Raw genomic sequence first — 20,996 nt, 5'->3', positions numbered from 1 at the left:
TGACCCCGGCATGACGCGGGGGAGGCAGGGCCGCGACGCCGACCGGCCCTGCCTACCAAGCCCCGTCCGCCCGACCCGGCCGGGTCCGGATCCGGCGTCGTTGCCGCCGACTCCGACGCCGTTTCCGGGGTGCCATCCCGTGTCGGCCGGGCGGGCGGGGCCCATGCCAAGCACTCGCGACCGACGCCACGCGCGCCGGTCGGACCACCACGGGGGACAGACCAAGCACAGCGAGCAGGAGGGACACCATGAGCACGGGTGTCTGGTTGGTAGGCGCGCGCGGATCCGTCGCGACCACCAGCATGGTCGGGGCCCTGGCGTTGCGCGCCGGGCTCGCCGAGCCGACCGGTTGCGTGACCGAGCATCCGGATCTGCGCGGCCCAGCGCTGCCACCGATCGCCGACCTGGTGTTCGGCGGCCACGACGTCGTCACCACATGCCTGGCCAAGAAGGCCGAGACGCTCGGCGAGGCCGGTGTCGTCCCGGCCCGGCTGGTCGCGGCCGTCGCCGCCGACCTGGCCGCCGTCGAGGAGAACATCCGCGCCGTCCCCGCCGGGGGCACGCAGGCCGAGACGGCGGCCGCCCTGGCCGCCGACATCACCGCGTTCCGCGACCGGCTGGGGCTGGAGCGGGTGGTCGTCGTCAACGTCTCGACCACCGAGGCGCTGCCCGAGCCCCGGCCCGCGCACGGCGACCTGGACCTGCTCCGCACGGAGCTCGCCGCCGGCGGGACGCCCCTGCCGGGCAGCTCCCTGGCCGCCTACGCCGCGTTCACCGCCGGAGCGTCCTACGTGGACTTCACGCCGTCGACCGGCGCGCGGCTCCCGGCACTGGACGCGCTGGCCCGCGAGACCGGGCTCCCGTACGCCGGGCATGACGGCAAGACCGGCGAGACGCTGGTGAAATCGGTGCTCGCGCCGATGTTCGCCCAGCGCAACCTGGCCGTGCGCAGCTGGTCCGGCCTCAACCTGCTGGGCGGCGGCGACGGCGCCAACCTGGCCGCGCCCGGCCCCAACGCCGCCAAGTCCGCCAGCAAGCAACGCGTGCTGGCGGAAACGCTCGGCTACGAACCCGAGGGCAACACCCGCATCGAGTACGTCGACGACCTCGGCGACTTCAAGACCGCCTGGGACCTGGTCAGCTTCGCCGGTTTCCTGGGCGTGCGGATGCGGATGGAGTTCTCCTGGCACGGCTGCGACTCCGCGTTGGCGGCGCCGCTCGTGCTCGACCTGGCGCGGCTCGCCAGCGCCGCACACCGGGCCGGCCGGCAGGGACCCCTGACCGAGCTGGCCTTCTTCTTCAAGGACCCGATCGGCGACGTGCCGCACGGGCTGAGCGACCAGTGGGACCTGCTGCGCAGCTTCGTCGCCGGGCTGGCTTGATGCCCACGCTGCGCGACTACGCCGAGCTGGTCCGGGCACCGGCCGGACTCTCGGTGCCCGGCGACGTGGTGGCGGGCGCGGCGGCGGCGGGGGCGCTAGGCCCCCGCACCCCGGCCCTCGCCTCGGCGTCGGTGCTGCTCTACTGGGCCGGCATGGCCGCCAACGACTGGGCCGACCGGGAGCTCGACGCCGAGGAACGCCCGGAACGCCCGATCCCCAGCGGCCGGATCGGCTCGGGCCACGCGCTCACCGTGGCCGTGGGGCTGACCGCGGCCGGCGTGACCGTCGCCCGGCTCGCGGGCGGGCGGCGCGCGCTGGCCGCCGCGCTCCCGCTGGCGGCGGCCGTCTGGGCGTACGACGTCAAGGCGAAGAACACCGCCGCCGGACCGGCCGTGATGGCCGCCTGCCGGGGCCTGGACGTGCTGCTCGGCGCCACCGGCGGCCGGGTCGCCCGCGCCGTGCCGGCGGCCCTGCTGGTCGCCGCGCACACCTACACCGTCACCGCGCTGTCCCGCCGCGAGGTCTCCGGCGCCGATCACCGGCTCCCGGTCGCCACGCTGGTCGGCACGGCGGCGGTGACGGCGGCCGCGGTCAACCCTCGCCGCCAGACGGGCTGGCGGGCGCTGGTCCCGGCGGCGCTGGCCGGCTGGTACGCGGCCCGCTACGGCGCCGCCCAGCTCAAGGCGGCGGCCGACCCGTCGGCACCGGTCGTGCGCGCGGCGGTCGGCGCCGGCATCACCTCGTTGCCGGCCCTGCAGGGCGCGCTGGCCGCCGGCGCGGGCGCACCCGCGCCGGGCGCGCTGGTGGCCGCGGCCGCGCCGCTGGCCCGGCGGCTCACCCGGAAGGTGGCCGCCACATGAGGTTCGGCTACGGCACCAACGGCTTCGCCAACCACCGGCTGGACGACGCCCTCGCGGTGATCGCCGACCTCGGCTACGCGGGCGTCGCGCTGACCCTGGACCACGACCACCTCGACCCGTTCGCGCCCGGCCTGCCGGCCCGGGTCGACGCGGTCGCCAACCGGCTGGCCGACCTCGGGCTGGGCGTCGTCATCGAGACCGGCGCCCGCTACCTGCTCGACCCGTGGCACAAGCACGCCCCGACGCTGCTGCACGACGACCCGGCGCTGCGCCTCGAGTTCCTCCGCCGGGCCGTCGCGGTCGGCGCCGACCTGGGCGCCGAGGCGGTCTCGTTCTGGAGTGGCATCCGGCCGCCGGCGGTCGACCCGGACACCGCCTGGCAGCGGCTGGTCGACGGCTGCGCCGCCACCGTCAAGGCGGCGGAGGAGCGGGGCGTCACGCTCGGCTTCGAGCCGGAGCCCGGCATGTTCGTCGAGGACATCGCCGGTTGGCGCCGGCTGCACGCCGCGCTCGGCGCCCCCGCGAGCTTCGGCATCACCCTCGACATCGGACATTGCCGCTGCCTGGAGCCCGACCCGGTGCCGGACTGCGTCGCCGCGGTCGCCGACCACCTCGTCAACGTGCAGATCGACGACATGCGGCGGGGCACGCACGAACACCTCGAGTTCGGCGCCGGCGAGATCGACTTCCCGCCGGTGCTGCGCGCGCTGGACGCGGCCGGCTACACCGGCCTGGTCGCGGTCGAGCTGCCCCGCCACTCGCACGCGGCACCGGACGTCGCCACGCGCTCCATCGACTTTCTCCGCAGAGCCGCCGAGACGGGAAGGGAGCCGCGATGAGACCCGACGAGTTGCGCGCCGCGCTGGCCCAGGCCGCCGTGGACTGGGTCGACGAGTCCGTGCGCCAGGTGGAGGCCGACCCGGGCGCGGTCGCCCGGCTGTTCCCGCGGGCCGCGCGGGCCTGCGGCCGGGCGCCACTGGGCAAGGCCCCGGGCTGGACCGCCGACGAGGCGGCCCGGGCCCTGCTGCTGGCCGCGCTGCCCGCCGACCGGGTGGCCGCCGAGGTGGAGCGCCTCTACCGATACGGCGACGCCAACGAGAAACGGGCCGTGCTGCGGGCCCTGCCGCTGCTGCCGGTCGGCGACGCCGGCGTGCCACTGCTGCACGACGCCATCCGCACCAACGACACCCGGCTGGTCGGCGCCGCCCTCGGCCCGTACGCCGCCCACCTGGACGCCGCGACCTGGCGCCAGGCGGTGCTCAAGTGCGTGTTCATGGGGCTGCCGCTGTCCATCGTGGACCAGCTCGACGAGCGGGCCGACGAGGAGCTGCGGGTGATGCTCGCCGGCCTGGCGGAGGAGCGGGCCGCCGCCGGCCGGCCCATGGCGGCCGACGCCACGGGGCTGCTCAACCGGTTGTCCGGCACTGCGTTGCGGAAGGAGGCGTGATGCGCATCTTCGACCCACACATCCACATGAGCTCGCGCACCACCGACGACTACGAGCGGATGGCGGCCGCCGGCGTGCGGGCGCTGGTCGAGCCGGCGTTCTGGCTGGGTCAGCCGCGCACCTCGGTCGACTCGTTCACCGACTACTTCGACTCGCTCGTCGGGTGGGAGCCGTTCCGGGCCGGCCAGTTCGGCATCCGGCACCACGCCACCATCGCGCTGAACCCCAAGGAGGCCAACGACCCGCGCTGCGCGGGCGTCCTCGACGTGCTGCCCCGCTATCTCGAGAAGGACCGGGTGGTCGCGGTCGGCGAGATCGGCTACGACTCGATGACCCCGGAGGAGGAGACGACGTTCGCCGCCCAGCTGCAGCTGGCGATCGCGCACGAGCTGCCGGCGCTGGTGCACACCCCGCACCGCGACAAGGCCCGCGGCACGGAGCGCAGCATCAAGGTGGTCGCCGAGTCGGGCATCGAGCCGGGCCGGGTGGCCATCGACCACCTCAACGAGGTGACCGTCGGGATCGTCAAGGAGTCCGGCTGCTGGGCCGGCTTCTCGATCTATCCCGACACCAAGATGTCGCCGCCGCGGATGGTGGAGATCCTCAAGCAGTTCGGCACGGAGCGGGTGCTGGTCAACTCCGCCGCCGACTGGGGCCGCTCCGACCCGCTGCTGACCCGCGAGACCGCCGACCTGATGCTGACCAGCGGGTTCACGCAGGACGACGTGGACCTGGTGTTCTGGCGGAACCCCGTCGAGTTCTACGGCCAGTCCGGCAAGCTGGAGCTCGACGACGACGCCGACCCGGGCGCGCTCTTCGAGGGCAACTCGATCCTGCGCGGGGGCAGCTGATGCGCCTACGCCACCGGGACGGCCAGACCGTCCATCTCAGCTACTGCACCAACGTGCACCCGGCCGAGGACTTCGCGGGCATCGTCGCGCAGCTCGACACGTACGCCGTGCGGGTCCGCGAGAAGCTCGGCGCCGACCTGCTCGGCCTCGGGCTCTGGCTGCCCGCCCCGGTCGCGGCCGAGCTGGCCGACCAGGGCCGGCTGCGCCGGCAACTGCGGTCCGAACTGGACGCCCGCGGCCTGGAGGTGGTCACCCTCAACGGGTTCCCCTACCAGTCGTTCCACGCGCCCGTGGTCAAGCAGGCCGTCTACCACCCCGACTGGACCTCGCCGGAGCGCCTCGACTACACCCTCGACCTGGCCCGGGTGCTGCTCGACCTGATGCCCGACGACGCGCTGCGCGGCTCCATCTCGACGCTGCCGTTCGCCTGGCGGGCGCCCTGGGACGCGGCGCAGTCGGGCGCGGCGCAGCGGATGCTGGAGCGGCTGTCCAGCGGGCTGGCCCGGATGGCCTGGGAGACCGGCCGCGCGGTTCGGGTCGCGTTCGAGCCCGAGCCCGGCTGCGTCGTCGAGTCCACCGCGCAGGCCGTGCGCCACCTCGCCGCCGTCGACACCGACCGCATCGGCGTCTGCCTCGACCTGGCCCACCTGGCCTGCGCCTGGGAGGACCCGGCGGCGGCGATCGGCCGCCTCCGCGCGGCCGGCATCCCGGTGGTCAAGACGCAGGTGTCGGCGGCGCTCGAGGCGGCCGACCCGGTGGCGGCGGCCGAGACCCTCCGGGAATATGTCGAGCCCCGCTTCCTGCACCAGACCCGCTCGGCCGCCACCGCCCGCGCCGCGGACCCGGCCGACCCGGACAGCGCGGCGGACGACCTCGACGAGGCCCTCGACCGCGACCTGTCCGGCGGCGCCTGGCGGGTGCACTACCACGTGCCGCTGCACGCCGACCCGATGCCGCCGCTGACCTCGACGGTGCCGGTGCTGACGGCGGCGCTGGGCGAGCTGGTCGGCGGCCCGACGGCGCTCTGCGACCACCTCGACGTGGAGACCTACACCTGGGGTGTGCTGCCCCCGGCCCGCCGGCCCGCCGGCGACGCGGCGCTGGCCGACGGCATCGCCGCCGAGCTCGCCTTCGCCCGCGACACCCTGGTCGACCTCGGCCTGTCCCAAACCGCTGGAGCGCGTACATGAGTCCAACGCCTTTGGTAGTGATCAACGTGGTCGGGCTGACGCCGCGGCTGCTGGCCTGGATGCCGCGGCTGCGCGGGGTCGCCGAGCGCGGCTTCCAGGCGGAGCTCGGCACCGTGCTGCCGGCGGTCACCTGCTCGGCCCAGGCCACGTTCCTGACCGGCGAGCCGCCGTCCGGGCACGGCATCGTCGGCAACGGCTGGTACTTCCGCGACCTCGGCGAGGTCTTCCTCTGGCGGCAGCACCACCGGCTGATGGGCGGCGAGAAGGTCTGGCAGGCCGCCCGCCGCGCCCACCCGGGCTACACGGTGGCCAACGTCTGCTGGTGGTACGCGATGGGCGCCGACGTCGACTGGACGGTCACGCCACGGCCGATCTACTACGCCGACGGCCGCAAGGAGCCCGACTGCTACACCGACCCGCCCGAGCTGCACGACGAGCTGACCGGCGCGCTCGGCGACTTCCCGCTGTTCACCTACTGGGGTCCCAACGCCGGCATCGCCTCGTCGCGGTGGATCCGCCGGGCGGCCGAGCAGATCCTCGCCAACCAGCTGCCCGACCTGACCCTGGTCTACCTGCCGCATCTCGACTACGACCTGCAACGCCACGGGCCCGGCGCGCCCCAGGCGGCCGCGGCCGCCACGGCGCTCGACGCCGAGATCGGCCCGCTGCTGGACGCGGCCGACCGGCGCGGCGCGACCGTCGTCGTGCTCTCCGAATACGGCATCACCGACGTGTCCCGGCCCGTCGACGTCAACCGGCTGCTGCGCGCCGAGGGCCTGCTGAAGGTCTACACCCAGGACGGCATGGAATACCTCGACCCCTGGACCTCGCGGGCGTTCGCGGTCGCCGACCACCAGGTCGCCCACGTCTACGTCAAGGACAAGGCCGACCTGGCCGCCGTACGCAAACTGTGCGAAGGGCTGCCCGGTGTGGCCGAGGTCCTGGACGCCGAGGGCAAGGCGGCCGCCGGCCTCGATCACGAGCGCGCCGGGGAGCTGGTGCTGGTCGCCGAGCCGGACGCCTGGTTCACCTACTACTACTGGCTCGACGACGCCCGCGCCCCCGACTTCGCGCGGCTCGTGGAGATCCACCGCAAGCCCGGCTACGACCCGGCCGAGCTCTTCTTCGACCCCGAGAACCCGGGGAAGGCCAAGGGCCGGGCCGCGGTCGCGCTGGCCCGCAAGAAGCTCGGCATGCGCTACCTGATGAGCGTGGTCGGGCTCGACGCGGGCGCCCGCGCGGTGCGGGGTTCGCACGGCCGGCTCCCGGCGGATCCCGCCGACGGGCCGGTGCTGCTCTGTTCCGACCCGGCCGCGGCCCGAGAGCGGTTCGCCGCCACCGAGGTCAAGGACCTGTTGCTGCGCTTGGCCGGGGTGCTGCCGGTCGGTGCCGAGGAGGAGTGATGACGGTCGACGTCCGCCCCGTGGACGCCGCGGAGCTGCGCGCGCGGTTCGACGCCGAGCTGGCCGCGTTCCTGGAACGCCAGGACCCGGACTGGCCCGACGGCGCGCCGCGCGGCGTCTTCACGACGCTGCACCGCTTCGTGCTGGCCGGCGGCAAGCGGCTCCGGCCGCTGTTCTGCTACTGGGGTTGGCGTTCGGCCGGGGGAGCGGACGGCACCCCCATCATCGCGGCGTCCGCGGCGCTGGAGCTGTTCCACGCGTTCGCCCTGATCCACGACGACATCATGGACGGCAGCGACCGCCGGCGCGGCGAGCCGTCGGTGCACCGGCTCTTCGCCGATCTGCACACGCGCTCGTCCTGGCGGGGCGACCCGGCCTCCTACGGCCGCAACACCGCCCTGCTCTGCGGCGACCTCTGCGCGGCCTGGGCCGACCAGATGTTCCACGAGTGCGGCCTCTCCGCGGAGCAGGTGCACCAGGGGTACGGCGTGTTCGCCATCATGCGCACCGAGGTGATCGCGGGGCAGTACCTCGACCTCGTCTCGGGCGTCGGCGACGGCTCCGTGGCCAGCGCGCTGACCGTGATCCGGATGAAGGCCGCCCGCTACACGGTGACCCGGCCGCTGCAGATCGGCGCCGCGCTGGCCGGCGCCGGCGACGAGGCGCTGGCCGCGCTGGCCGCGTTCGGCGACCCGCTGGGCGACGCGTTCCAGCTCCGCGACGACGTGCTCGGGGTGTTCGGCGATCCGGCCGTGACCGGCAAGTCCATCCTGGACGACCTGCGGGAGGGCAAGCCGACGGTGATGATGGCGCTGGCCCGCGGCAGCGCCGACCGCGAACAGCAGCGCCGGCTCAAGGAGCTGTTCGGCAACCCGGACCTCGATCCCGAGGGGGCGGCCGAGCTGCGCCAGATCATCATCGACACCGGCGCCCTGGACCGGATCGAGCAGATGATCAAGGTGCGTACGGACGCCGCCCTGGGCGCGCTGGCCGACGCTCCGGTCTCCGCGGAGGCGCTTCCCGTGCTCACGGAGCTGGCCTCCGAGGCCGTCGACCGGCAGTTGTAGACCAACTTTTCGCCGGATCGGCAAAAGTGGCAACTGATGCGACAGAAGCTATAGACACATGTCCCTGAACTAATTTACTGTGTCGTCCACCGCGGTTAACAGGATTGGAATCCGCTACGGCCAAGGCGCGACGGCGCGCGCCCTGCCTGGCAAGAACGTGTCAGGAAGGGACTGTCCATGTCTCATATGGACAATCGACGCGCGTTGCGCCGCCGGGCCGCCGGCTCCGCGCTGCTGCTCGTCGCGGCGACACTCAGTGCCATCGCCGCCGGCGCGCCCGCCGCGCAGGCGCACCCCATCAACGCCACCGACTTCCAGCAGGTCACGCTGGCCAAGGGCGTCGCCGAGATGGGCGAGCCGATGTCGCTGGCGGTGCTGCCGGACCGCTCCGTGCTGCACACCGCCCGCGGCGGCCAGCTCCGCCGCACCGACGCCAACGGCACCACCAGCGTGATCGGCACCATCCCCGTCTACACGCACGACGAGGAGGGGCTGCAGGGCGTCGGGGTCGACCCGGGCTTCGCCACCAACCGGTTCATCTACCTCTACTTCGCCCCGCCGCTGTCCACGCCGGCCGGCGACGCGCCGGCCACGGGCACCAGCTGGACGGCCTGGCAGGGCGTCAACCGGCTCGCCCGGTTCACTCTCAACGCCGACTTCACGCTCAACACGGGCAGCCAGGTCACGGTCCTCGACGTGCCGGCCGACCGGGGCATCTGCTGCCACGTCGGCGGCGACATCGACTTCGACGCCGCCGGCAACCTCTACCTGTCGACCGGCGACGACAGCAACCCGTTCGACTCGGCCGGCTACTCGCCGATCGACGAGCGGACCAACCGCAACCCGGCCTACGACGCCCAGCGCAGCGCCGGCAACACCAACGACCTGCGCGGCAAGATCCTGCGGATCAAGGTCAACGCCAACGGGTCGTACGCGATCCCGTCCGGCAACCTGTTCGCGCCGGGCACCGCCAACACCCGTCCCGAGATCTACGCGATGGGCTTCCGGAACCCGTTCCGGATCAGCGTCGACAAGGCCACCGGCGTGGTCTGGGTCGGCGACTACGGCCCCGACGCCGGCTCCACCAACGCCAACCGGGGTCCCTCCGGCCAGGTCGAGTTCAACCGGGTCACGTCGGCCGGCAACTACGGCTGGCCGTACTGCACCGGCACCAACACCAGCACCGAGACCTACAACGAGTGGAACTTCGCGACCGGCACGACCGGCCCGAAGTACAACTGCACCGGCGGGGCGACCAACAACTCGTTCCGCAACACCGGCCAGGGCACGCTGCCCCCGGCCCGGGCCGCCTGGATCAAGTACGGCGGCGACAGCGGCACCCCGACGGAGTTCGGTGGCGGCTCGGAGTCGCCGATGGGCGGCCCGGTCTACCGCTACAACGCCTCGAACCCGTCGACCACCAAGTTCCCGCAGAGCTTCGACGGCCAGTTCTTCGCCACCGAGTTCGGCCGCGGCTGGATCAAGCCGATCCACGTCAACGCCGACGGCACCCGCGGCACGATCGACACGTTCCCCTGGGTCGGCAAGCAGGTGATGGACTCGGCGTTCGGCCCCGACGGCTCCTACTACGTGCTCGACTACGGCACCGGCTACTTCAACGGCGACGCCAACTCGGCCCTCTACCGCTTCGACTACGTCGCGGGCGGCAACCGGGCGCCGACGGCGGTCGCCAGCGCCCAGCCCACCTCGGGCCAGGCCCCGCTCACCGTCGCGTTCTCGTCGGCCGGCTCCACGGACCCTGACGGCGGCGCCCTGACCTACTCGTGGGCGTTCGGTGACGGCACCACGTCGACGGCGGCCAACCCGTCGAAGACGTACACGTCCAACGGCACCTACACCGCGACGCTGACCGTGCGGGACCCGCAGGGCGCGACCGGCACCGCCAGCGTCCAGATCGGCGTGGGCAACACCGCGCCCACGGTGAACATCACCACGCCGGCCAACGGGCAGCTGTTCACCTTCGGTGACACCATCCCGTTCAGCATCAGCGCGAGCGACCCCGAGGACGGCACGATCAACTGCGCCCGGGCGAAGATGACGTACGTCCTCGGTCACGACCAGCACGGCCACCAGATCACGTCCGTCAACGGGTGCTCCGGGTCGATCACCGTCCCGACCGACGGGGAGCACGACGCGGCGGCGAACATCTTCGCGATCTTCGACGCCGAATACACCGACAACGGCGGGCTGACCACGCACAAGCAGTTCATCCTGCAGCCCAAGCACCGCCAGGCTGAGCACTACAAGAACGCGTCGGGCGTCTCGCTGATCACCAAGACCGCCGCCGAGGGCGGCCGGACGGTCGGTGACATCAACAACGGCGACTGGATCTCGTTCGACCCCTACAAGATCAATAACGCCACCTCGCTCACCGCGCGGGTCTCCTCGGGCGGCGCCGGCGGCACGCTCCAGGTGCGGGCCGGCTCGGCCACCGGCACGGTGCTCGGCTCGGCCACGGTCGCCAACACCGGCAGCTGGGAGACGTTCACCAACGTCACCGCCAACCTGTCCGGGGTGCCGGCCGGCACCACCACGCTGTTCCTGACCTTCTCCGGCGGCACCGGCGCGCTGTTCGACGTGGACGCGTTCACGTTCAACACGAGCGGTGGCGGTGGCACCGGGCCGGTCGTCGGTTTGGCCAACAAGTGCCTGGACGTCCGTGGCGGCGCGACCGCCGACGGCACCCAGGTGCAGCTCTACACCTGCAACGGCTCGGCCGCGCAAACGTGGACACGTACCGGCTCGACGCTGCGGGCGCTGGGCAAGTGCCTGGACGTCAGCGGCGGCGGCACGGCCGACGGCACCAAGATCCAGCTCTGGACCTGCAACGGCACGGCCGCCCAGAACTGGTCGGCCGGCGCCAACTCGTCGCTGGTCAACCCGAGCTCGGGTAAGTGTGCCGACGTGAGCGGCAACAACTCGGCCGACAGCACCGTGGTCCACCTGTGGACCTGCAACGGCGCCGCCAACCAGCGGTGGACTCTCCCTTAACCCGTTGAAAACGGGGGCGCCCGCCCAGGCGCCCCCGTCTCGTCCCTGGGAGTGCAGATGCGCAGACTCATCCGGACCGCCATCGGCGCGGTGACCGCGGCCCTGGCGGTGATCGCCTGCACCGCGCAGGCGGGACCCGCGAACGCCGCCGACGCCGCGTACGACGTGCTGGTCTTCTCCAAGACCGCCGGGTTCCGGCACGACTCGATCCCGGCCGGCATCCAGGCCATCCGTGACCTGGGCGCGGCCAACAACTTCACCGTCACCGCGACCGAGGACGCCAACACGTTCACGGCTTCCGGCCTCGCGCCGTACGAGGTGGTGGTCTTCCTCTCGACGACCGGCGACGTGCTCAACGCGACGCAGCAGACGGCGTTCGAGAACTTCATCCGCTCCGGGCGCGGCTACGTCGGCGTGCACGCGGCGGCCGACACCGAATACGACTGGGCCTGGTACGGCAACCTGGTCGGCGCCTACTTCGCCTCGCACCCGGCGATCCAGCAGGCCAACATCAAGGTGGAGAACCGGGGCACGGCGGCGACCGCCCACCTGCCGCAGACCTGGACCCGCTCCGACGAGCTCTACAACTACCGCACCAACCCCCGGTCCACGGCGCGGGTGCTGGCCACGCTCGACGAGTCGTCGTACTCCGGCGGCTCGATGGGCGCCGACCACCCGATCATCTGGTGCAAGGCGTACGACGGCGGTCGGTCGTTCTACACCGGCCTCGGTCACACGCAGCAGTCCTTCACCGAAGCGGCGTTCCGGACGATGCTGCTCGGCGGCATCCGCTACGCGGCGGCGCGCACCGATGCCGACTGCCGGCCGGAGACGGGCTACACGGCCATCTACAACGGGTCGACGACCGGGTGGTCGCAGGCCGGGCCGGGCTCGTTCACCAACAGCGACGCCACGCTCAAGTCGACGGGCGGCATGGGGCTCTACTGGTACAGCGCCAAGCAGTACACCTCGTACTCGCTGAAGCTCGACTGGAAGATGGACGGCGACGACAACTCGGGCATCTTCATCGGCTTCCCACCCTCGACGGACCCGTGGTCGGCGGTCAACAACGGCTACGAGATCCAGATCGACGCGACCGACGCCGCTGACCGGACCACCGGTTCCGTCTACACGTTCAAGTCCGCCGACATCGCGGCGCGGGATGCCGCGCTGAACCCGCCGGGGGAGTGGAACACCTACGAGCTGCTGGTCGAGGGCGAGCGGCTGCAGATCTTCCTGAACGGCGTGAAGATCAACGACTTCACCAACACGGTCGCGGCGCGGTCGCTGGCCGGCCACATCGGCCTCCAGAACCACGGCACGGGCGACGACGTCTCGTTCCGCAACGTCCGGATCAAGGAGCTGGGCGGCCCGCCGCCGACCGGTGACGTGACCGTGCAGGCGGAGTCGTTCTCGTCGGCGTCCGGTGTGCAGGCGTTCACCAAGGCGGGCGCCAACAACGGGCAGACGCTGGGCTACATCGAGCCGGGCGACTGGGCCGGCTACAACGGCGTCAACGTCGGCGGCGCCACCTCGTTCCGGGCGCGCGTGGTGTCCGGCGGTCCGGGCGGCACGATCCAGGTGCGCAACGGCTCCGCCACCGGCACGGTGCTGGGGTCGGTCACGGTGCCGAACACGGGTTCGTGGGACACGTACGCCAATGTGTCCGCGTCCTTGTCGGGTGTGCCGTCCGGGACGGCCAACGTCTTCCTGACGTTCACCGGCTCGGGCACGGGACTGTTCGATGTGGACGACTTCACGTTCGTGAAGTCGGGCGGCGGTGGCACCGGCACGGGCCCGATCGTCGGATTGGCGGGGAAGTGCCTGGACGTCCGTGGCGGCGCGACCGCCGACGGCACGCAGATCCAGCTCTACACCTGCAACGGCTCGACGGCGCAGACCTGGACCCGCACCGGATCGACGCTGCGGGCGCTGGGCAAGTGCCTCGACGTCAGCGGCAGCGGCACGGCCAACGGCACGAAGATCCAGCTCTGGACCTGCAACGGCACGGGCGCCCAGAACTGGTCGGCCGGCGCCAACTCGTCGCTGGTCAATCCCAACTCGAACAAGTGCCTCGACGTGAGCGGCAACAACTCGGCCGACAGCACGATCATCCACCTGTGGACGTGCAACGGCGCGGCGAACCAGCGCTGGACGCTGCCCTAGGGATCCCACCCTGACGCGGGGGCCGGCAGGGGACGCCCACAACCCGTGCCGGCCACCGCCTCCACCCGACGCACCCTCCGCCTTCAGTCCCTCGGCGGAGGGTGCGTCGTCACTCGCGGACCCGACCTATCGCAGACCAGACCGCAAGCAGCTCACGGCCCACCGCATTTTGAAGATCACGTCGCTTTCCGCCATGCCGGTGGCCTGGGCGATGTCGCGCGTCGGCCGTTTGTCGAGGTAGTGGAGATAGAGCAGCTCTCTGACCTCTTCTCCCAGCTGGCGGAGGATGCTGACGAGTACACGGTCGTCGTCGACCAGCATGTCGTCCAGCGAGGAGATGTCGATCGCGTGGTGCAACAGGAACTCGAGGTTGTCGGAAACGGCCGCCTGACTTGCATGCAGCGCGCGAGAGACCTCGTTCACTGTCGCGGTCGGAATGTCCAGATACTGTGCGACTTCCGCCTCGCTGGGAGTTCGCCCGAACTCTTGAAGCAGAAACTCTTCGGCGTCGCGGACCATCGGCCCGTACTCGCTCAGGACGGTGCCCACGCCAGACTGCATCCTGCCCCAGATGATGGAGCGCGCGAGCCCACGGATTCGCGCCTTCAGGTAGCCAGGAAGGAATCCTCGCCGCGGATCGTGGTCGCGGACGGCGAGCATCAACCCCTCGCCCCAGATCTCGTCGGCCAGTTCCGGCCTCCGGAGCCGCCACGCCACCGAGTGAGCGATGCCTTGGGCCATGGGGATGCAAATCTTCGATGATGGCGTTCTCCATGGCCCTCCTGGTCTTATCGGTGGCCGGCAGGTGCTGAAAGTTCAGGAAGCGTTCTCGTAGCGCAGCTTCCACGGGACATGGGCGCAATTGCGAGAACGCCTCAATTAAGTCGTCGACCTTGAAGTCGGAGCGAAGAAACAGTCTGACGAACTTCTTGACAAGCGAAGCGTCCGGGAGTGCGCCGTGTTCGATATTCTTGGCGTCCTGTGCCGTGAGGCCAAGCTTGATTGCGAACTGGTCTCGGTTTCGCCGCTCCATGATCCTGATGGCTGCGAAGTATTCGGCGAAGGTTTCGTAGCGCTGAGGATCCTTAGACCCGCTCCAGCGGTAACCCAGTTTCGGGGCGATCTGTTGAAAGGTGAAATCGAGGTTGGGAGCCTTGTCGAGCAGGTCCAACACGAAGGCTCTAGTTGGCACCCGTTTGCCGGCCTTGTAGCGGGCGAGCGTGGTCGGCGCGTGTCCGGTCAATCGGGCAACCTGAGCCAACGACATCCCCAAGTTGGCGAGAACGGCCTCAATAACGAACTTGCCGGCTTGCCTGCGTGAACTCTTCGGCGGGATCGGGGCGGTTTCCGGGTGGCGCTCAAGCATGGGCGAAAATCTATATGTAAGGACGGCAGTGGGCCATCGAACGTGACCTAACCGCCAATTTGAGGCGGGACCGTCACTTTTGCGGGCCGAGAAACGTTGGATATGGACGTTTCGTTGGGTGGCTCCCGCTCCCGTATATGAATATAGCTCATGCACCGTCGTGGACCTATCCATGTGGAGTGCGGCTGGTGCGATGCCGTAGGCGGGCAGGTCGGAACCTGGCGAGCTATGCCACGGCAAATCCGGGGCGGCCAATCTGGGAGTTCGATCTCCGTTTCACCAGATCTGGCGCCCCCGACGGCGGAGGATGGCCAGAGCCTCCCGGCGCACCTCGGCCGGCTCCGACACGAGGCGCCGCCGGGAGAAGCGGACGACCAGGATCCCCAACGCCGCCAGGGCGGCGTCGCGCCGCAAGTCGATCTCGCGCTGTCGTGGGTCGGCGTGCACCGACGCGCCGTCCAGCTCGAAGTTGACGCGTTCCGCCTCTGCGAAGAGGTCGAGATAGACCGTACGGGCGCCGAGCGAGACCGGCACCTGCCGGGCCAGTGGCGGCATGCCGGGGCCGGTGAACACCCGGTCGTGGCCCCAGATCTCCAGCTCGCTGCGACACCCGGCGGCGAGGAGGCGCAGGAGCCCGGTGAGTTCGGCCCGCCCGGCGACCCGCGGCGTCCGGGACACGAGATCGGCCAGGCGGCCCGCGGTCGTCAGCCGCTCGTTCACCGCACGGATGACCGGCTCCCGCCGCACGCTCGGCCATGCCTGAACCAGCGCGCGTTCGATCCGGCTCACCGGGAAACCGCCGCGCACCACGACCTCCGGCCTCGCGAACCAGCCCTCCCGGTGGACCTCCAGCCAATCCCACGACCGGATGGTGGCCCCGCGCCCGGTCGTCACGTGCACCGGCGCCGCGGGCGGTTCGCTCAGCAGTCCCCAGACCGCGAGCGCTGTCTGGTGGCTCAGCGCCGCCCCGCCGGCGTAGGCCAGCGCCGCCCGTCGCCGCACCGTGACGTCGGCGGCGCAGGCCGCGTCGACGAACACGCCGGGCAGCAGGCGGATCAGGCGGCCCGACCGGCACCCGTCGTCGATCGACCATCGGGGCACAGGCCCGCCGGCGACCCAATGCAGCACGCCCCCGCCCGATGCGAGTGCCACGGCCAGATTGCGGTCCATCGGCGTTCAGGGTCCCGGCTGCCGAACCGCCCGTCGAGGCCCTGTGGATAAGTCTTCCCCGATCAAGGTCGTCCGATCTAGAGTGAGGTTCGCAGCCGCGGATGCGGTCGGCAGCCGGGCGGGAGGCGCAACCCGCTCGGTCGTGCGGGTTCGATGAGCCCGGCCGGCACGCCGCCGGTGGCGGCACCTGACCGTCGGACGGTCTCCTCGCGCCTGTCCACCACCAGGATCCCGGGTCACCTACAGGGAGAAGAAGGACAATGGCGCGACCCATCACGCTCTTCACCGGCCAGTGGGCCGACCTGCCGTTCGAAGAGGTGTGCCGGCTGGCCTCCGAGTGGGGCTACGACGGGCTCGAGATCGCCTGCTGGGGCGACCACTTCGACGTCGACAAGGCGGTCACCGACGACGGCTACGTCGACCGCAAGCGCGAGACCCTGGCCAAATACAACCTGCAGGTGTTCGCGATCTCCAACCACCTGGTCGGCCAGGCGGTCTGCGACCACCCGATCGACGAGCGCCACCAGGACATCCTGCCCGCCCGCATCTGGGGCGACGGCGAGCCGGAGGGGGTCCGCCAGCGGGCCGCCGACGAGATCAAGAACACCGCGCGCGCGGCCGCCAAGCTCGGCGTCAAGACCGTCGTGGGCTTCACGGGGAGCTCGATCTGGCACACCGTGGCGATGTTCCCGCCCGTGCCGGCCAGCATGATCGACAAGGGCTACGAGGACTTCGCCAACCGGTTCAACCCGATTCTCGACGTGTTCGACGAGGTCGGGGTGCGGTTCGCGCACGAGGTGCACCCCAGCGAGATCGCGTACGACTACTGGACCACCAAGCGCACCCTCGAGGCGATCGGCAACCGGCCGGCGTTCGGGCTCAACTGGGACCCGTCGCACTTCGTGTGGCAGGAGCTCGACCCGGTGAACTTCATCTTCGACTTCCAGGACCGGATCTACCACGTCGACTGCAAGGACGCGAAGGTACGCACCGGCGACGGCCGCCGTGGCCGCCTCAGCTCGCACCTGCCGTGGGCCGACCTGCGGCGCGGCTGGGACTTCGTCTCGACCGGGCACGGCGACGTGCCGTGGGAGGACTGCTTCCGGGCCCTCAACGCCATCGGGTACGACGGCCCGATCTCGATCGAGTGGGAGGACGCGGGCATGGACCGGCTCGTCGGCGCCCCCGAGGCGCTCGAGTTCGTCCGCCGGCTGGCCTTCGACGCCCCGAGCGCGGCCTTCGACGCCGCGTTCTCCAGCAAGGACTAGGCGCACGGAAAAGGGGGCCCCGAGGGGCCCCCTTTTCGACGCCAGAACCCGTCAGGGCATCGGCTTGGTCGGCGCGCCCGACGAGGTCGACGGGGTCGACGACGTGGTCGAGCCCATGGTCGACGAGCGGCTCGACGCCGACGACGAGGCGAGCTCGCTGTTGCCGTTGCCGGTGCTCATCTTCTCGCCGAGCTTGGTGTGACTCAGCTTGTCCTTGCCCTCGGACACGAGGCGGTTCGCCTGGGCCTGGGCGGTGCCCTTGGCCTCCTGCACCGTCGGGTGATCCATCACCTTGCGGGCCTGCGTGACGATCTCTTCGTACTTCTCCCGGCCCGCGCGGGCGCCCAGGACGAAGCCGGCGGCGAGTCCGCCGATGAACCAAAGCTTTCCGCGCATTGCGGCTCCTTCCCTGTGCCGGACGCGCTGTTCCGCGTGCTCGGCCTCGTTGCTGTCCCCGGTTACCTACCCATCGTGCAGCCGGACCATGCGCCGGAAGCACTATCTGACTAATTTGCCCTGTTTTCGCCGTCACCGGGCGAGAACCGACCCGGAACCCCCGGGCAACGCGTGTCGTACCCCCACCCGATGCCCCCGAAACAGCCCGCATCCTGTACTCTCGTACCGGTCGCGCGGCACCGGGAAATCGGTGCGGCACACCAGCGATCCCCCGTAGCTCAATTGGCAGAGCAGCCGGCTGTTAACCGGCAGGTTTTTGGTTCGAGTCCAAACGGGGGAGCCACCTCACTTCGCCAGCGGCAGCTCCCGCCGCACCGCACCCGCGATGCTCTCCGCGTCGAGACCGCGCGCCTTCAAGATCGCGCTGCGCGAGCCGTGGGCCAGGAACCGCTGCGGCAGCGCCAGCGAACGCACCGGCACGTGCGCCCCGGCCCCGCGCAGCGCCCGCGACACCGCGTCGCCATAGCCGCCGTGCGCGCCGTTGTCCTCGACCGTCACCACCAGGCGGTACGCCGTCGCCGCCGCGACCAGCTCCGGATCCACCGGCAACAGCCAGCGCGGATCCGCCACCGTCACCGCGACCCCGTCGCGCGCCAGCAGGTCGGCCGCCGCCAACGCCGCGGCCCCGAGCGGCCCGACCGCCAACACGAGCACACCATCGGCGACCGCATCGGGCCACGGAGCGACCGCGGACGCCCGCACCCGCTCGCTGCCGGACCGCACCTCGCCGCCGCCCCCGAAAGTGGTACCCGACCCGGCGCCCGACCCGGCGCCGTGGGAGGTGGGTGCGGGAGCGCCGCCGAAGGCGGGTTCCGGTCCGGCGTCCGAGCCGGAGGCGTGGGAGGTGGGTGCGGGAGCGCCGCCGAAGGCGGGTTCCGGTCCGGCGCCCGAGCCGGCGCCGTCAGAGGCGACAGCGGGAGCGCCGCCAGCGGCGGAAGCCGCTCGCCAGGCGCCGCCGGGCGCGGAGGGTGACCGGTGGTCACCGGCCGGACCCCAGCGCAGCACGTCGGCCGTGCCGAGCTTCCCGACCGCCGGCAGGGCCGCACCCACCGACGCCTTCGGGAAGCGCAGCGCCGCCGGCCCGTCGCGCCGCTCGACCGCCTCCCGCAGCAGCAGCCGCAGCTGGTCGCCGTCGCGCGGTGCCGCCACCCGCATGCCGGGCACCATCCCGAGCAGCGACAGGTCCCACATCCCGTGATGGGAGGGCCCGTCGCTGCCGGTGATGCCCGCCCGGTCGAGCACGAACGTCACCGGCAGCCGGTGCAGGGCCACGTCCATCAGCACCTGGTCGAAGGCCCGGTTGAGGAACGTCGAGTAGACGCACACGACCGGGTGCAGGCCGCCGGTGGCCAGCCCGGCCGCCGACGCCACCGCGTGCTGTTCGGCGATGCCCACGTCGAAGGTCCGCGACGGGTACGCGTCCGCGAACGCCTGCAGCCCCGTCGGCCCGAGCATCGCCGCGCTGATCGCCACGACGTCCGGCCGCGCCGCACCCAGCGCGACCATCTCCTCGCCGAACACCGACGTCCAGGACCGCCCCGAGGACGGCCCCGCCGGGCTGACCGTGTGCATCCGGTCGGCCTCGTCGGCCTCCGCCGGCGCGTGCCCGAGCCCCTTGCGGGTCAGGCAGTGCACCACCGTCGGGGTGCCGAGCGTCCGGGCCTTGCGCAGCGCGACCTCGACCGCCGCCGCGTCGTGCCCGTCGACCGGCCCCAGGTAGTGCAGTCCCAGCTGCTCGAACACCGAGGCGGCGGACCCGTCCCGCAACGACGTCAGATGCCGCCCGACGGCGCCGAAGGTCGGCGCGTAGGACCGCCCGTTGTCGTTCAGCACCACCACCACGGGCCGGGACGGCGCCGCACCGATGTTGTTGAGCGCCTCCCACGCCATCCCACCGGTCAGCGAGCCGTCTCCGACCACCGCCACCACGCGACGGTCGGGCCGGCCGCCGATGGCGAACGCCTTGGCCAGCCCGTCGGCGTAGGACAGCGCCGTCGAGGCGTGTGAGTTCTCGACGATGTCGTGGGCGCTCTCCGACCGCGACGGGTAGCCCGACAGCCCGCCCTCCTGGCGCAGGCTGTCGAGCGCGGCCCAGCGGCCGGTGAGCATCTTGTGGACGTACGCCTGGTGCCCGGTGTCCCAGACCAGCGCGTCGTGCGGCGAGTCGAACACCCGGTGCAGCGCGATGGTCAGCTCGACCACGCCGAGGTTGGGACCGAGATGGCCGCCGGTACGGGTGACCGTCTCGATCAACGCGGCCCGGATCTCGGACGCCAGCTCCGGCAGTGCGGACTCCGGCAGCGCCCGCACGTCGGCCGGGCAGTGGATGCGCTCCAGCAAGGCCATCGCACTCACCGCCCGACGGCCGCCCGCATGGACTCCTTGAGCGATCCGAGCGTCGCGATCACCGCCGTCGGCTCGTAGCCGCAGTGGGCCATGCAGTTCGCGCAGCGCGGGTCCTTGCCCCGGCCGAACGCGTCCCAGTCGGTCTCCTCGATGAGCTCCTTGTAGGTGGCCGCGTAGCCGTCGTCGAGCAGGTAGCACGGCCGCTGCCAGCCGAGCAGCGAGTAGGACGGGATGCCCCACGCCGTGCAGGCCAGCTCGCGCTTGCCCTCGAGGAAGTCCAGGAAGATCGGCGAGTGGTTGAGCCGCCACTTGCGCCGCCGGCCGTTGGCGAAGGCCTTGGCGAACAGCTCCCGGGTCTCGTTGACCCCGAGCCAGTGCTCCTGGTCGGGCGCCTTCTGATAGGCGTACGCCGGTGAGATCTGCATGTTGTCGACCTCGACCACGTCGTTGAGGTAGTCGAGGACGCCGATGACGTTCTGCGGCGAGTCGTTGCTGAAGAACGTCGTGTTGGTCATCACCCGGAAGCCGGCCGCCTTGGCCAGCTGGATGGCCTCGATCGCGCCCTCGAACCCGCCCTCCTTGTTGACCGAGAGGTCGTGGCGGTCCTTGAGGCCGTCGATGTGCACCATCCACGAGAAGTTGCGGTGTGGCTTGAACTTGTGGAGGTGCTTCGGCATCAGCAGCGCGTTGGTGCACAGGAACACGATCTTGTTGCGGTCCAGCAGCTGCCGGACGATCTCGTCGATCTCCTTGTGCATCAGCGGCTCGCCGCCCGCGATGGAGACCATCGGCGCGCCGCTCTCCTCGATCGCGGCGACCGCCTGCTCCACCGGCATCCGCTTCTTGAGCAGCGCCGCAGGCTGTTCGATCTTGCCGCAACCCGCGCACTTCAGGTTGCAGGCGAACAGTGGTTCGAGCTCCACCAGCAGCGGGAACTTCTCCTTGCGGAGCAGCTTCTGCTTCAACAGGTAGCGGCCCAGCCGAACGCTCTGCCGGAATGGCATCCCCATCG

At 71.5% G+C, this 20,996-nt stretch carries 17 protein-coding genes and 1 tRNA gene; 13 read left to right on the top strand and 5 right to left on the bottom strand.

Features of this window, described 5'->3' with window-relative positions; all coding sequences use genetic code 11:
- The first annotated feature begins 248 nt into the window (after positions 1-248).
- From O7635_RS37190 to O7635_RS37145, 10 genes are all read left to right on the top strand, one after another.
- The gene (locus O7635_RS37190; RefSeq protein ID WP_278085171.1) at positions 249-1,382 is read left to right on the top strand and encodes an inositol-3-phosphate synthase; all 1,134 of its coding nucleotides are present in this window, start codon (positions 249-251) and stop codon (positions 1,380-1,382) included.
- Entirely contained in the window at positions 1,382-2,242 is an 861-nt protein-coding gene (locus tag O7635_RS37185; RefSeq protein WP_278085170.1) for an SCO3242 family prenyltransferase, read from the top strand. Before O7635_RS37190 ends, O7635_RS37185 begins: the two co-directional genes overlap by 1 nt.
- Complete coding sequence (locus tag O7635_RS37180) at positions 2,239-3,081, top strand: sugar phosphate isomerase/epimerase family protein (protein WP_278085169.1); 843 nt, start codon at positions 2,239-2,241, stop codon at positions 3,079-3,081. The genes O7635_RS37185 and O7635_RS37180 overlap by 4 nt, the downstream gene beginning before the upstream one ends.
- A complete protein-coding gene (locus tag O7635_RS37175; protein WP_278085168.1) occupies positions 3,078-3,689 on the top strand; it encodes an EboA domain-containing protein in 612 nt (203 codons plus the stop codon). Before O7635_RS37180 ends, O7635_RS37175 begins: the two co-directional genes overlap by 4 nt.
- Positions 3,689-4,540 (top strand): TatD family hydrolase, encoded by an 852-nt coding sequence (locus tag O7635_RS37170; protein ID WP_278085167.1) that lies wholly within the window; start codon positions 3,689-3,691, stop codon positions 4,538-4,540. Before O7635_RS37175 ends, O7635_RS37170 begins: the two co-directional genes overlap by 1 nt.
- Positions 4,540-5,730, top strand: coding sequence for a metabolite traffic protein EboE (eboE, locus tag O7635_RS37165; RefSeq protein ID WP_278085166.1), 1,191 nt, complete (start codon positions 4,540-4,542; stop codon positions 5,728-5,730). Before O7635_RS37170 ends, eboE begins: the two co-directional genes overlap by 1 nt.
- Positions 5,727-7,133, top strand: coding sequence for a nucleotide pyrophosphatase/phosphodiesterase family protein (locus O7635_RS37160; RefSeq protein ID WP_278085165.1), 1,407 nt, complete (start codon positions 5,727-5,729; stop codon positions 7,131-7,133). The genes eboE and O7635_RS37160 overlap by 4 nt, the downstream gene beginning before the upstream one ends.
- Complete coding sequence (locus O7635_RS37155; protein WP_278085164.1) at positions 7,133-8,200, top strand: polyprenyl synthetase family protein; 1,068 nt, start codon at positions 7,133-7,135, stop codon at positions 8,198-8,200. Before O7635_RS37160 ends, O7635_RS37155 begins: the two co-directional genes overlap by 1 nt.
- A gap of 177 nt (positions 8,201-8,377) precedes the next feature.
- Positions 8,378-11,212 carry a PQQ-dependent sugar dehydrogenase gene (locus tag O7635_RS37150; protein WP_278085163.1) on the top strand — a complete coding sequence of 945 codons (2,835 nt, stop codon included), beginning with the start codon at positions 8,378-8,380 and terminating at the stop codon, positions 11,210-11,212.
- Between the two features lie 57 nt (positions 11,213-11,269).
- The gene (locus tag O7635_RS37145; protein WP_278085162.1) at positions 11,270-13,378 is read left to right on the top strand and encodes a ThuA domain-containing protein; all 2,109 of its coding nucleotides are present in this window, start codon (positions 11,270-11,272) and stop codon (positions 13,376-13,378) included.
- A gap of 126 nt (positions 13,379-13,504) precedes the next feature.
- Here the strand turns inward: O7635_RS37145 and O7635_RS37140 are convergent, their stop codons facing one another.
- Positions 13,505-14,119 carry a sigma-70 domain-containing protein gene (locus tag O7635_RS37140; protein WP_278085161.1) on the bottom strand — a complete coding sequence of 205 codons (615 nt, stop codon included), beginning with the start codon at positions 14,117-14,119 and terminating at the stop codon, positions 13,505-13,507.
- A gap of 217 nt (positions 14,120-14,336) precedes the next feature.
- Between O7635_RS37140 and O7635_RS37135 the strand changes: the two genes are divergently transcribed.
- Entirely contained in the window at positions 14,337-14,699 is a 363-nt protein-coding gene (locus tag O7635_RS37135) for a hypothetical protein (RefSeq protein ID WP_278085160.1), read from the top strand.
- A 321-nt stretch (positions 14,700-15,020) separates the two neighbouring features.
- On the opposite strand, the gene O7635_RS37130 is transcribed toward O7635_RS37135, so the two are convergent.
- Complete coding sequence (locus tag O7635_RS37130; protein WP_278085159.1) at positions 15,021-15,914, bottom strand: DUF559 domain-containing protein; 894 nt, start codon at positions 15,912-15,914, stop codon at positions 15,021-15,023.
- A 260-nt stretch (positions 15,915-16,174) separates the two neighbouring features.
- Here O7635_RS37130 and O7635_RS37125 point away from each other — a divergent pair, with 260 nt between their 5' ends.
- Entirely contained in the window at positions 16,175-17,182 is a 1,008-nt protein-coding gene (locus O7635_RS37125; protein ID WP_278085158.1) for a sugar phosphate isomerase/epimerase family protein, read from the top strand.
- A 51-nt stretch (positions 17,183-17,233) separates the two neighbouring features.
- Here O7635_RS37125 and O7635_RS37120 read toward each other — a convergent pair whose 3' ends face one another.
- Entirely contained in the window at positions 17,234-17,578 is a 345-nt protein-coding gene (locus tag O7635_RS37120; protein WP_278085157.1) for a hypothetical protein, read from the bottom strand.
- Between the two features lie 267 nt (positions 17,579-17,845).
- On the opposite strand from O7635_RS37120, the gene O7635_RS37115 reads away from it, so the two are divergent.
- A tRNA-Asn gene (locus O7635_RS37115) sits at positions 17,846-17,921 on the top strand.
- 2 nt (positions 17,922-17,923) lie between these two features.
- Here the strand turns inward: O7635_RS37115 and O7635_RS37110 are convergent.
- Positions 17,924-19,984, bottom strand: coding sequence for a 1-deoxy-D-xylulose-5-phosphate synthase (locus O7635_RS37110; protein WP_278085156.1), 2,061 nt, complete (start codon positions 19,982-19,984; stop codon positions 17,924-17,926).
- A 5-nt stretch (positions 19,985-19,989) separates the two neighbouring features.
- A complete protein-coding gene (gene hpnH / locus O7635_RS37105; protein WP_278085155.1) occupies positions 19,990-20,994 on the bottom strand; it encodes an adenosyl-hopene transferase HpnH in 1,005 nt (334 codons plus the stop codon).
- Between the last annotated feature and the right edge of the window lie 2 nt (positions 20,995-20,996).

The organism is Asanoa sp. WMMD1127 (assembly GCF_029626225.1).
Lineage (GTDB): Bacteria > Actinomycetota > Actinomycetes > Mycobacteriales > Micromonosporaceae > Asanoa.
Note: the sequence above shows the minus strand (reverse complement) of the source record. Positions and strands in the feature narration are given on the sequence as shown.

Excerpts from the sequence above, each read along its gene's own strand:
- O7635_RS37125 (WP_278085158.1), top strand. The coding sequence starts at position 16,175 with ATGGCGCGACCCATCACGCTCTTCACCGGCCAGTGGGCCGACCTGCCG.
- O7635_RS37110 (WP_278085156.1), bottom strand. The coding sequence starts at position 19,984 with ATGGCCTTGCTGGAGCGCATCCACTGCCCGGCCGACGTGCGGGCGCTG.
- O7635_RS37180 (WP_278085169.1), top strand. The coding sequence starts at position 2,239 with ATGAGGTTCGGCTACGGCACCAACGGCTTCGCCAACCACCGGCTGGAC.
- O7635_RS37120 (WP_278085157.1), bottom strand. The coding sequence starts at position 17,578 with ATGCGCGGAAAGCTTTGGTTCATCGGCGGACTCGCCGCCGGCTTCGTC.
- O7635_RS37160 (WP_278085165.1), top strand. The coding sequence starts at position 5,727 with ATGAGTCCAACGCCTTTGGTAGTGATCAACGTGGTCGGGCTGACGCCG.
- O7635_RS37130 (WP_278085159.1), bottom strand. The coding sequence starts at position 15,914 with ATGGACCGCAATCTGGCCGTGGCACTCGCATCGGGCGGGGGCGTGCTG.
- O7635_RS37170 (WP_278085167.1), top strand. The coding sequence starts at position 3,689 with ATGCGCATCTTCGACCCACACATCCACATGAGCTCGCGCACCACCGAC.
- eboE (WP_278085166.1), top strand. The coding sequence starts at position 4,540 with ATGCGCCTACGCCACCGGGACGGCCAGACCGTCCATCTCAGCTACTGC.
- O7635_RS37145 (WP_278085162.1), top strand. The coding sequence starts at position 11,270 with ATGCGCAGACTCATCCGGACCGCCATCGGCGCGGTGACCGCGGCCCTG.
- hpnH (WP_278085155.1), bottom strand. The coding sequence starts at position 20,994 with ATGGGGATGCCATTCCGGCAGAGCGTTCGGCTGGGCCGCTACCTGTTG.
- O7635_RS37150 (WP_278085163.1), top strand. The coding sequence starts at position 8,378 with ATGTCTCATATGGACAATCGACGCGCGTTGCGCCGCCGGGCCGCCGGC.
- O7635_RS37190 (WP_278085171.1), top strand. The coding sequence starts at position 249 with ATGAGCACGGGTGTCTGGTTGGTAGGCGCGCGCGGATCCGTCGCGACC.
- O7635_RS37155 (WP_278085164.1), top strand. The coding sequence starts at position 7,133 with ATGACGGTCGACGTCCGCCCCGTGGACGCCGCGGAGCTGCGCGCGCGG.
- O7635_RS37185 (WP_278085170.1), top strand. The coding sequence starts at position 1,382 with ATGCCCACGCTGCGCGACTACGCCGAGCTGGTCCGGGCACCGGCCGGA.
- O7635_RS37140 (WP_278085161.1), bottom strand. The coding sequence starts at position 14,119 with ATGGCCCAAGGCATCGCTCACTCGGTGGCGTGGCGGCTCCGGAGGCCG.
- O7635_RS37175 (WP_278085168.1), top strand. The coding sequence starts at position 3,078 with ATGAGACCCGACGAGTTGCGCGCCGCGCTGGCCCAGGCCGCCGTGGAC.